Below are 12,278 nucleotides of genomic sequence, written 5' to 3'. Positions count from 1 at the left end.
CCTGCTTCAGGCGCGATGTTCTTTACGTAACTCCAACAACAAGCGCACGCCAACATGACTGCGAGGCTGCCAGAACGTGTCGGGCTCCAGGATGTGCAAACGGCCGGATTGACTCAAAGTCGTGATCACTTCAGACGGCGTGGACACCCTTTCGCCGGTGTCCGGGTCTATCCAGCGGGCTATCAGCATCTGCTGTTCGCTTTGGTTATAACCGGGCCGGTAGACCAACAGCGCACCATTGCGCGGCGTGAAGTAGTAGCGCGAGCTGGTGACCTTGTCGCCATGCAACAGGCTGATCGCGGCCCTGAACTCCGGCTGCGCAATAAAATTGCTGTCCAGCGCCTCCTGATAACGGTCTGCCAGTGGCGTGCGGGTGGTATCCACCTTGTATAGCTGTTGCACCCCCATCACCTGATAACCCACTGGGTATTTGAGGGAGGTCGGCGTCGACGCCTGGTTCATGACCCCGCCGAACAGACGGCTATAGGCCGCAGTGTCCGCACGCAGCCCCAGGGCCACACTCGGGCCGCTATCGTCCACCGGTTCAGTGACCAGAAACGTGTTGGCCGAAGCGTTGCGCAAGATTGCCCCCAGCCAGGCTTTGCCCGGCTGCGGGCGGCAGCGTCGCCACATATAGCGAGCGGCATCATCGGGGTGAGCGAACAAGGGCCCAAGTGCGACCCGCGTATGAATGCCGGGGCGGTAGTCCGACACCGCCCGCGGTTGCCAGGTCGGTAATACCAGGCCTTGGGTGGCCCAAATCTCCCCCGTGATCAATACCTGCAGCACACCCGCTTGAGCAACCTGGCGCGGGTAGTCGGCCGGGTTGAACCCACCATTGAGTTTACTCACATAGGCCCTGCGTTGGGTCTGACTGGCGCCCCAGTCACTGTCCAGCCTCGACGCCTCGTACTTGAGCAAGGCACCGTCGGCAAACGACAGGTAAAGCGGCAAGAATAAATCCTGGGTTGCGGTCCAATGCTTGTGTGCCACCAACGCGGCGCCCAACACCGTCGGCGGGATGAAGTTGCGGTATATCGGATCGGCGATCAGTTCTTGCGGCTGACGCGCCGGCGCACAGAGGTACAGCCCCGCAACAGTAAAGCCAACAGGCAACTGCCCACGCAAAAATACCCGACTGAGCGGGAACAGCAGGCCTTCGGCATTGACCGGCATACTTGCTGCCCACTGGCCTTTCGCCGATTTGAGGAGGAAGCCGAACATCAGTTCGCTACGCTCGCCCGCCTGCTCGTGCGCATGACGTGCCGCATCATCCGCGTGATTGAATACCGGCCCCAAGGCCCTGTCAGCCGTTGCATACGCAACGCTTTGCGGCGCCGTAAAGCCGTTGCGGGGCAGCCAACCGTGTTGCAGTTTCTGCGCGTTACCCCATAGGGCGCTGCTCTGAATCACCGACATCGATGCGACGCCGAGGAGTTGCCACACAAATGCGCTGGGTGTTTTCTGGCCATCACGCAGTTGTCGCTCGATCACATTGCTGTGTGGGTCCTGGGACGACAGGCTCGACGGTGCCAGGTCCTGTTTGAGTTGCGCCAGTGCGCTCGCCTTTTGCCGTTTCTGCTCGGTACTGAGCAGGTCGTTGTCGGGGTCGCTGCAGGTAAAACTGATCAGCGAACCATCAAAGCCCAACAGGTATTCGTGACTCCATAAATGTGTGCATTCCAGGGCCTTGCCCAGCACCTCGGTGGTAAACATGCGCCGATACAGTTGCAACTCGCTGCCTTCCAGCAGAAACCCCGGCTGCGTATCCCGACACGAACGATAACGCGCAACGATCGTCATGCCAGGGGCAAGCTGTTCCAGAGGGACGTTTTCATCCGGCAAAATCCATTTCGGATCAAAGTTCTCGGTCGGCACCGGCACGGGCTCGGTGGCGACGAACAAACCGTCCACCCGCCGCAGCAGCAGCCCGCCATAAATAGAGCGCCCTGGGGTACCCAACCGAGTCTGGGCATAACGCACAGCATCAGCCGTATTGACGAATGCCGGGCTCAACGCCCGACGAATGAAATCGGCATAGGGTATCCAGTCCACACCCAGTTTGCCTTGCTCGTCCCAGCACTCATTGGGCTCGATCACACTTAACCAACATAGCGTTGCGACTTTGACGACGAAATCCCTGGGGCTCAACAACCCGCTGGCCAGGGCCGTGTGTACATCCTCGAATTGGCCGGAGGGTTGTTTCTGTGGGTCGAACAGCGCCGTCGAAAGCGGCGTCTGGAACTCGAGCAGAGCGCCGTCCAGGGTCGAAATAAACACCGGCAAGGTGACGCGCGAGTCTTTGGCACGCCAACGTTTGGCGGCCGAAAATGCGCTGTACAGGTCTGCGGACGAAAGAAAGTGCCGGGCCAACCACTGCTGTCCGTTTGCCTCTTTGGCCGGCAACCAGCGCCTGGCGTAGAACAAACCCTGCAGGCCGAAACCCGAAGGATAAACGGGCGCACCGTTGTCATCCATGCGAAACAGGCTGCCTTGGGTGAACAGGGGGTTGAGCTGATCGGCAGGCACCATCTGCGAGACCACGTACTCATTTTTTTGCTCATGTTTGAGCACAAAACCGAAGCATGTCTGTGCCGATGTTTCACTTCGAGACAGTCGCGCATGGGCGTGTTTTGCCGCCTCCCTGGCACTCGAAAATATCGCGCCGAACCCAACTTGCTCCGGCACCTCGTGGGGTTGCAGACCGGTCCCCGCGCGCCAGTGTTCGGACACCACGCCTGCCGGGCCCCAGAGACGATTGCCCTGCACCACCCGCAGGGACAGCGCCCCAAGATTGACAACCCTCAACTCAGGCGCCGGCCCACCGGGCTGGCGCCTGAGCGCCGGGGTGCGGGAGAGGTCAGGTATCCATTGTTCGAGCAACGCCTTTTCGGCCACCGAACCGTCGGGTTCGTAGGCGATCAGCACGTCTTCGGCACTGGAGAGGTAAGCCACGCTGATCAGATGCCGGTTGTTGATGATGTGGTACAGGTCGTCGTCGCCAAACAACTGCCAGTCGATATAAGCCTGCTCCCTCGACCAGCCATTGCGGGTCATGAGTGTGGTGTCCAACAGCGAGGCGGCCATGCACGAAGCATAATGGCCGTGCATCACATAAGGCTCAGGCACCAAGCTGACACCGGCATGATCCGTAGGGAACACCGCCTCCAGGGCGAATCGCGAAAAAGCGTCACGGCGCAGCGGTCGAGTCGCGACAAATCGTTGGTCGAGCGTCTGCAAGATATGCCCGCAAAACTGCACATCGCGCCAATCGCCAATCTGCTCATGGGCCCAGCGTGCGGCGTCATCGGCACTGAGAAAAGGTGCACTGAATGTGGCTGTCGGGTAGCGGCTGAACGGTTTCCAGCGCTCGTCGACTACACCGGCCACATCCCAAAGCAGGCTGGTACGCCTGACCGACAGCTCACCTGCACCCGCCACTTGCTGGACAAATTCGATGCTCCCCAGGGTGCGAGCGAGCAGCGCTTGACGGCTCCCGTTATCGGTAACAGCGCCGGTGGGTGCCACACCATACAATTGGTTTTCGCGCTGACTTGCGGAAAAAACGTATCGAAGCTGTGCGCCGTCCCGCGTGCTCAAGTAGATCGCGCGAAGGGCGTGATCAGGTTCATGCGAACCGGCAATCGCCAACGCCAGGTCTGCCGGGTCCACGAAGCATTCGTACACCCAATACTGAAGGGGCTTGTGGGTCAGGGCGGGCAGCGATTGGTAGCAAACCCCATGCACAGTGAAATCGGTTGGCAGTACCGGCCCGCCCTTATCGTCAACGGCGAACACACGCTGAAGGGAAAACAATGAAAGGCTGGATGAGTCGTCGATTGTCCTGGGCTGGGTGACGACATAACCTTCACTCAGGCGGTCCTTGAGAATAAACGCGAGCTGGCGCACTTCGGCGTTCAACGCCAATTGATCATGGGCATACTCGGCGGCCAGTTCGGGGGCCTCAAACACCCAACTGCACGGTGGTGAAACAGGCGCGGAACCGGTTAAAGCTTCAAAGGGTTGCCACGTACCTGGCACCCGGCCCTGAGAGCCGACCCAGAATCGGTTTGACACCATGACATGCAGCTCACCCAAGCGAGCCAATTTCCTCGCCAGCGCCTGCGGTGTGCCGTCATAACCATCTGCCTGGATACCGAACTCTTTACTGTTCAATGCATGCTGCAAAAACCCGCTGAAGTCCCGCTCCAGCTGGGTATTGCTGCGCACATATTTGAGTAACGTCCCGTAAGGGCTTGAATAGTAGAGCACCGGGATAGTCTGTGAACCTGCCGTGATACTGACGGTGAATTCATAGTTGGGAACGATGGCGTACAGCTCAGCTTGATCGTCGAGAGAAAGCGAGGACTGATTCGGGTTTTCCATCAGCGTTTTTTTCGCTGCTTCGAAGTAGTCTCCCAGCGCTGCGACAAAGCCTGCGTAGCGGTAACCGTCAGGCAGGTTAATGTCCTCGGTAATACTGCCATCAATGGGTACCCCATAATGACTGGCCAAGTCCGAACCGATAGGCTCCGTAGAAACGAATCGGCCATCGGCACGCTCAAGCACATAGCCTATGTGGTTGCGGTTGCGGGAATGGATGCGCTCATGAAGATAACGCGCTGCGTCATCGGCCGTGATAAATGCCGGGCTCAGGCTTTTTTGCAGGTATTCAAAAGCCTGGTAATCAACACTGACCCGGCCCGTTTGGGACCATTGCGTGCCTACCTGCAACACCGTCAATTCGCCCACCCTGGCTACACGATCGACAAACTGGGCAGGACTGAGCGTGTCGTCTTTCATGCGTTTTTCCACCCTGGCCGCCCCCTCGGCAAGAAGCTGGTTTTCTGCCTCAGAACCGGAAAACGTGTAGGACAGCAACGCGTTATCGGCACTTCTCAACATCAACGTCAGGCGCCGTTGCGGGTCATACAGCGCAGGGTCGGCACGCCACTGAGCGTGTACGGATGCCAACAGCGAAGGCGTGAAAAAGTTCGGATGCTGCCACGACTCTTTCGCTTGTATCCGGCAATAGATGGTGTCAATCCGCAAGCTGGATGGCAGGCGCGCACGCCCCTCCGCGCGGTGCATGAACAACGCCTCAGGTGGCACCAGGCGCTCCATTTCCCAGGCGGCAACAGGAGCGATGTATTCGTCCTTATCGATAACCTTGAGCACGTACCCGAAAACGGGTGAGGCCGACGCAGCCGCGCTCACCGGCAGCAGTTTTTCTATATCCCGCCCCGGGAATATCGAGGAACACGAGGGTTGCAGTGTCCGCTCACCGCCCAGTCGATCGCCTAATTTCCAGTCTTTGTCGACACGCCCACGTTCGCCGCCCCATGCGGGGTTAGCCACCAGGACCCACAACTCGCCGGCTTCGGCCAGCATCGGAATAAACTCTTCGAATACATCAATATGCTGACCTGTTTTTTCTACAAGGAAGTTTAGGAATGCCAGCTCCTTGGGCGAACGGCTGGTCACGTACTTGAGGAGGGAACCTTCAGGCCCGGACAAGTAATGCGCCGCTGCCACGCTACGCAGCCGGATGATGTACTCCATCTCAGTACGCGAAAAAATCCCGCGAATGATCGTGCGCTGATCAGTTGTCCAGGTTCCGACGTTGAACTTGTCATTTCCATAAGGATGGGAGTGGTAGAACGCCATGCAGGAGTAACCTGCCGGGAGGATGAGCTTGCCGTCATCCCCCACGGCGCAGACATCGGCCGGAACAAAAGATGCAGATGCACCCGGGATCGGGGTGGTCGCGAAGTAACGGTTGCCGCGCTTGAGAATCATCCCTCCATATTCTCTGTCACGTCGGTCGCCTATTCGCTCATGCGCCCAATACGCGGCATCATCGGCACTGACAAATGCGCGGCTGAGGGGTGGAAGCGGCGGTGCAGGTGACCCCGAGGGTTGTGTGTCATCCATCATGGTGAAACTCCCTGAAAACGATTGAAAGAAGCTGGAAATCTTCAACCGTCGCAAGGTCCAGTAGGCACAACATAGTTATCGCATTGACACAAGCCAGCACCGCCGACAAACAGCCATACGCTCGCGGCTCAGCCGAAGGCAGCCCGACCCGAGCCCCGAACCGCGTGGTTAAAACTCATCCTTCTCTCGATGAAAACCATCGTCTTGCTTCGCCTGCTCCGGGAGAGCCGTGGCACTGGGAGCGCCCTCAATCAAGCCTTTTTGTGTCCAGAAACTGCCAGCACGTACCACGTTCAACGTTCTGTAAGGCGTCATCAGTTCCAGCATCTCGCGGGCCTCATACGCGCCTAGGTGTTTGAACTGATGGACCATCGTCTCCTCCCGCGAGTCAACGCTGAAATCCGGGGTGTACCGTAGCAACCCGCCGTCGCGTGTCGACAGGTAGTAATTCTGAACGTCGAAATACCCTCTCAGGCCGCGGGTGTATCGCCAGATATAACTCCAGGAAATGAAGTTGACCCCCAGTGACGTGGCAGGGTCGCTCTTGCTCTGGGCAAAGTCGGATTTGTAAAGCTGATGGGTCATGACAATACGGTGCCCGTCCGGGTACTCGGGAAGCGGCACATTGTGGTCGCTGGTCGAGACTCTGCTTGGCTTCCAGAAAAGGCGCTCCTCGGCACTGGGAACGGCGTTGGCGTCGTTGTCTACCAAGGGCTCGACGGCTACATAGGCACGCCTTAGCACATCTTCAAGAATCGCCCCCAGGTAATCGTCCCCTTTGTAGGGGCCGACCAGATGTTGCGTATAACGCGCGGCATCGTCCGAATGCAGGAAAATCGGGCTCAAGGCTAAACGATAGTCATGGTAGGGAGACACGGGCGTCGCCTTGTACGGCACCCATTGCGCGGTGACCCAGGTGGTTTCGAACCAGAATGGGCTGCCCAGCAATACCCGTAGCTTGTTGCCTGCGGCGACCTTGCGAATGTAGTGCAGCAGCGGCACGGCTGCGCTGTGCAGTTCACCGCCGTAACGGGATGCTGCCTCCACGGTGGCCAGCTCGGCAGCCGGCCGGGTGGTGTCAAGCATCAGCAGCGCGCCATCGGCACATGAAAGATAAAGAGGCACACGGCCGTACTCAGCCGCCGCCAATCCTTGTAACAAGTCCAGTGGCCAGAAGAAATGAGCGGCCGGGCTTGAATCTCCGGCCTGTGGCAGCACGCGGGCATGCAGGTAGACACCATGGACGGTGAACCCTTGAGGCAACTTCCCCTCAACAAATACATGGTTGAGCTTAAAGCCTTCGGCATCGCGCAGGGGCAACGGCAGCGTCCCGGCAAAATGCGCCTGATTCGAAGACTTGAGAATAAAACCGAACGCCAAGTGATCGCGTTCCGGACTCAGGCGATGCAGATAGCGTGCGACATCCAATGGCTGGGTGAACAGCGGGCTCAACCCTGCATCCGCTTGCGCCGCCACACCAGCGATCATTTCCAGCGCCTGGGAGTATGCCCTGAGGGCAGTCACGATGCGCGACGGCCCCCATAGTTCACTGCCTTGCAGTACGACCAGTTCCCCCGCATAAGCCAACCGATTGACCCACTCTTCAGGTTGCAGGGTGCAGTCGCGAATCTGTTCCTCAATCGGGTTGTACCGATGCCATTGCCCTTGAGCAGAGGCCAGGTTGAGTTCGGCCGCCAACGCCAGTTGCTTCGCGCCACCATCGAAACGGTAACGCAGCAGCGCACCGTCGTTACACAGCAAGTAGTCGATACGGGGGCTGGATGTTGCATCCCGGGTCCGCTCCCTGAGCACCTGCGTCACAAACGCAGTGGAGAACATGTTGCGGTATACGTTCCATTGCGTATCGGTGGTCGGAAACTGCGGCTCATATGCACTGCAGCTATGATAAAAAGCCACCACGGTACTGCCTCCCAGGAACACCCCCTTAGCCACCAATTCGTTTGAGCGAACCCACTGCACATCGAAGTTTTCGACGTGTACCACCAAGGGCTCGGTGGCGACGAACAGGCCTGCGCTTGATCTGAGGATCAAGCCGCCATAGACCTTGTCCCGTCTCGCGCCCAGGCGCATCAAGGCATAACGTGCCGCATCGTCGGCACAGGAAAAGGCCGGGCTCAGACGGCGACGCAACACCCGTAAAAACGGCACCCAGTGCGCATCCACTTGGCCTGGCGTGCTCCAACATTCACTCTCCAGGATCACGTGTAGCTGCCCGCTGCCGGCCACGCGCAAGACAAAATCGGTGGTGGCTATCTCAGCGCTGTCGAGCCCGCGTTTGAGGGTCGACAGGCCTTGCTTCGTATCTGTGCCAAACACTCCATCACGGGTACCGGCTTCATACGCCAACATAGCCCCTTCCAGTGTTGCGATATGCACCACCAGCCGCTGCGACAGCGGTAACCGTCGGACACCGACGTTATCGTAAAGGGCTGCATGCAGATCGTCAGGCGCGATGAAATGGCGGGCCAACCAACGCCCGGAGGCCGACGCATCCTCCGGTAAACGCACGGTGGATGCGTAAAAGCTATCGACTTCAAACCCCGCCTGCTGCAGCGGCTCGGCAAAACGGCAGGTATGCAGCAACTGGTCGAGTAACTCGGCCGACACACTCTGCGTTACCGCGTATTGCGCCAGGGTTCGATGCCGCAGCACCACACCCAGGCCGACAGGGCTGCGCCCATAGCGCTCCAAGGTGCGTTCATGCGCGTCCCGCACCGCCTCCGCTGCCGAGGCAAACACCGGGCCCAACAGGGGTGTTTCAGGGAGGCGCGACGCGTCAGTGCCCAGCGCCGGCTCCCAGTCTTCGGGCAAATCGCCTACCGGGCCCCATAGTGGGCTGGCAAGTACCACGCGCAACCGTCCCAGGTAAGCCTGCTCACGCACAAAGGCACTGGGCACAAGCGTGCCTTGCGACAACTCTCGCGCCACGGTGCTGCTACCGGCCGAAGGCGTTACCCGCTCCAGCAACTCGCGCTCGGTATATGACTCAAGCGCTTGCGATGTGTAGGCCAGCAAACTGTTTACCGAACCTGAAAGGTAGGCGCGCGCAACCACCTTGTGATTTGAGAGCAGCGTATAAATATCGGTGTCCATGAACATTTGCGCTGCGACCCGAGCCTCGTTGTCACGCAGGCTCTGAGCCGCATCAGGCTGTATTCTGGCGCAGAACAGGGCGTACAGTCGGCAGCCTGCCGTCAACATGATCGGCTCGCCCTGGGCGTCCAACGGGTAGACCGCATCCAGTGCAAAACGCGGCTGGTTTGTGCTGACAGGTTCAGTGACGACAAAACGTTGATCATCGCGCTGGAGAATCAGCGCAGCGCAGTTGAACAGACGACGGTAGTCCAGTTGCCCATGGGCATACCTGGCCGCATCGTCAGCCGTCACAAAGGCGGGGCTTAGCGGCGGCTGCCTGTTGGAGTAAGGCTTCCAGCCTGACGTCAGGATCGCCTTTTCATTCCAGACCTCACTGGTACGCAGGACCTCAAGTGCTCCAATCCCGGCAACCCGCAACACATAGTCGTGCGCCGACAATACGCCGGTACGCATGCGATCTTCGCTGCCATCGTCTTTAAATACGCCCTGAGGACCCTCAACAAACAACGTCGTCTCCTGCTGCGAACCGCGAAGGGTGTACCGCAACAAGGCATGGTCACTGGTTTGAAAATACAGGCTCGTCGGGTAATCGTCGTTACGCACACCGGTATTGGCTCGAAGCTGCCCAATCCCCGCCGCCAACTGCGACGCCGAAAACATTACTTTGTACAGCCACGGTTGCGGCACGGCGGGCGCCACCTCCTGAACGGCCGGCACAGTGGCGTAAGCGCCCTGCACAGAGCAATGCTCAGGCAAGCTGACCCCGCCACTGGCCTGGTCTGGAAACAACGCCTTTGGAAGAAACCACGGTTGTGCCGCCGGTACCGGCCAGGTGGCGACATAACCTTGAGGACACTTGAGAATAAAGCCGCTGACCCCAGGCCCGGCTGAAGCCTTATCGTCCAAGGCCACCGTGGCCGCCTTTTCGGCTTGTGCATACACCCGAGTACACAAAGGTAATGCTTCAACTTTTGACGTCACGGCAGTGCCAGGCACCCAGGTCGGGGTGAGCCGGCCCCGTACGCCGCCCCACTCATCATTGGCCACTACCACCCACAGCTCGCCTGCGGCGGCGCAATCGAGGATAAACGAATGCACAAACGTGTAGTGCTGAGGCGCCTGGCCATTCCATTCTTGCACCAACTGGTCGTGCAAGACCTGTTCGACGGCATTGCCGCTGGCGACATACTTGATCAAGGACCCATCCGGCCCCGACAGATAATGGACCGGCACCGACTCACCCATGGCGATGTTAAACAGCATTTCCACAGAGGTGAACGAACCGAGGAGGAATCGCACCTGCGAGTCCGACAAGCCTGTGCTGCGCATCTGCTCATGTACGGACTGATGTGAGTGGTAAATCGCAACCACCTTGAACCCCTTGGGTGCAACGGGATGCCCAGACTTATCTGCTGATAACACCGTTTCAAAATAGAACCGAGGCATCTCGCCGTGGCGAGGTTCGGTCGCGCGGAAAAGCCCCTCTTTGTCCTGCAGTATCCCCCCGCCGTACTCCCACTCCACGGTATGGCGGATACGGCGGTGCGCCCAATATGCGGCGTCGTCGGCACTGATAAAAGGTGGGCTCAGGGGAGGCAATTCAACAGGATGGCTTGGGGTGACGGGAATTGTGTCCATAAGGTACTCGCTGGCAAGAAGGTCCAAGGCACAAAAGGCGCGCCTGGTGGCCTCATCCTGGAACGCTCCTGCGTGACGCTTGCGCTGCATATCTATGCCTGCGCCCTTTTTAAGGGCTTTGCGCGCACTCGATGAGCTATGCAGCGCCAAGTTGGTGCGCTGCATAGCCACGTTAGCCGGGCAACCCTTGTTGATATTGGCGCTGCACGCCATAGGCACAGCCTTTGCAAAGTGCTGAATATCTGCCCCATAAAAAACTATCGGTTTACGGAGATCGCACCATGCAGCGTCGTAGCTTGATCAAGGCTTTCACTTTGTCGGCATCCATTGCCGCCATGGGCTTGACCTGGACCGTCCAGGCCGCCGAGACCATCAAGGTCGGCATCCTGCACTCGTTGTCCGGGACCATGGCGATCTCCGAGACCTCGCTTAAAGACATGGCCTTGATGACCATCGACGAGATCAACGCCAAGGGCGGTGTGAACGGCAAAATGTTGGAGCCAGTGGTTGTGGACCCGGCCTCGAACTGGCCACTGTTCGCCGAAAAAGGCCGCCAGTTACTGACCCAGGACAAGGTCGCCGTGGTGTTCGGCTGCTGGACCTCGGTGTCGCGTAAATCGGTATTGCCGGTGTTCGAAGAACTCAACGGCCTACTGTTCTATCCGGTGCAATACGAAGGCGAAGAGATGTCGCCGAACGTGTTCTATACCGGTGCGGCGCCGAACCAGCAGGCGATCCCGGCAGTGGAATACCTGATGAGCGAAGAAGGCGGCGGCGCCAAGCGCTTCTTCCTGCTCGGCACCGACTATGTGTACCCACGCACCACCAACAAGATTCTGCGTTCGTTCCTGCACTCCAAAGGCGTAGCCGATAAAGACATCGAAGAGGTCTACACCCCGTTCGGCCACAGCGATTACCAGACCATCGTCGCCAACATCAAGAAGTTCTCGGCCGGTGGCAAAACCGCAGTGATCTCCACCGTGAATGGCGACTCCAACGTGCCGTTCTACAAAGAGCTGGCCAACCAGGGCCTGAAGGCCACTGACGTGCCAGTGGTGGCGTTCTCCGTGGGTGAAGAAGAACTGCGCGGCATCGACACCAAACCACTGGTGGGCAACCTCGCCGCCTGGAACTACTTCCAGTCGGTGGAGAACCCGGTGAACAAGAAATTCGTGGCGGACTGGAAGGCCTATGCCAAGGCACACAACCTGCCGGGCGCGGACAAAGCCGTGACCAACGACCCGATGGAAGCCACCTACGTGGGCATCCATATGTGGGCGCAGGCTGTTGAGAAGGCCAAGTCCACCGACGTCGACAAAGTGCGCGAAGCCATGGCCGGCCAGACCTTCGCCGCGCCGTCGGGCTTCACCCTGACCATGGACGCGACCAACCACCACCTGCACAAGCCGGTGATGATCGGCGAGATCCAGGCCGACGGGCAGTTCTCGGTGGTGTGGCAGACCGAAAAACCGATCCGCGCCCAGCCGTGGAGCCCGTTCATTCCGGGTAACGACAAGAAGCCGGACTATGCCGTGAAGAGCAACTGATCCGCTGATCGTTCCCACGCTCCGCGTGGGCATGCATCC

General features: G+C 59.1%; 3 protein-coding genes. 1 reads left to right on the top strand and 2 read right to left on the bottom strand.

What is annotated here, in order from left to right; all coding sequences use genetic code 11:
• Positions 1-6 precede the first annotated feature (6 nt).
• Positions 7-5,934, bottom strand: a complete 5,928-nt coding sequence (locus K0H48_RS04805) for a DUF4329 domain-containing protein (RefSeq protein WP_257626845.1) — start codon at positions 5,932-5,934, stop codon at positions 7-9.
• Positions 5,935-6,105: 171 nt separating this feature from the next.
• On the bottom strand, positions 6,106-10,905 hold the full coding sequence (locus tag K0H48_RS04800) for a DUF4329 domain-containing protein (protein WP_219266599.1): 4,800 nt from the start codon (positions 10,903-10,905) through the stop codon (positions 6,106-6,108).
• Positions 10,906-10,973: 68 nt separating this feature from the next.
• On the opposite strand from K0H48_RS04800, the gene urtA reads away from it, so the two are divergent.
• The gene (gene urtA, locus K0H48_RS04795) at positions 10,974-12,239 is read left to right on the top strand and encodes an urea ABC transporter substrate-binding protein (protein ID WP_219266597.1); all 1,266 of its coding nucleotides are present in this window, start codon (positions 10,974-10,976) and stop codon (positions 12,237-12,239) included.
• The last annotated feature ends 39 nt before the right edge of the window (positions 12,240-12,278 follow it).

The sequence above is a fragment of the Pseudomonas sp. Xaverov 259 genome (assembly GCF_019352915.1).
Lineage (GTDB): Bacteria > Pseudomonadota > Gammaproteobacteria > Pseudomonadales > Pseudomonadaceae > Aquipseudomonas.
The sequence above is the reverse complement of the archived record's forward strand: the minus strand, read 5'-3'. Positions and strand labels throughout refer to the sequence as shown.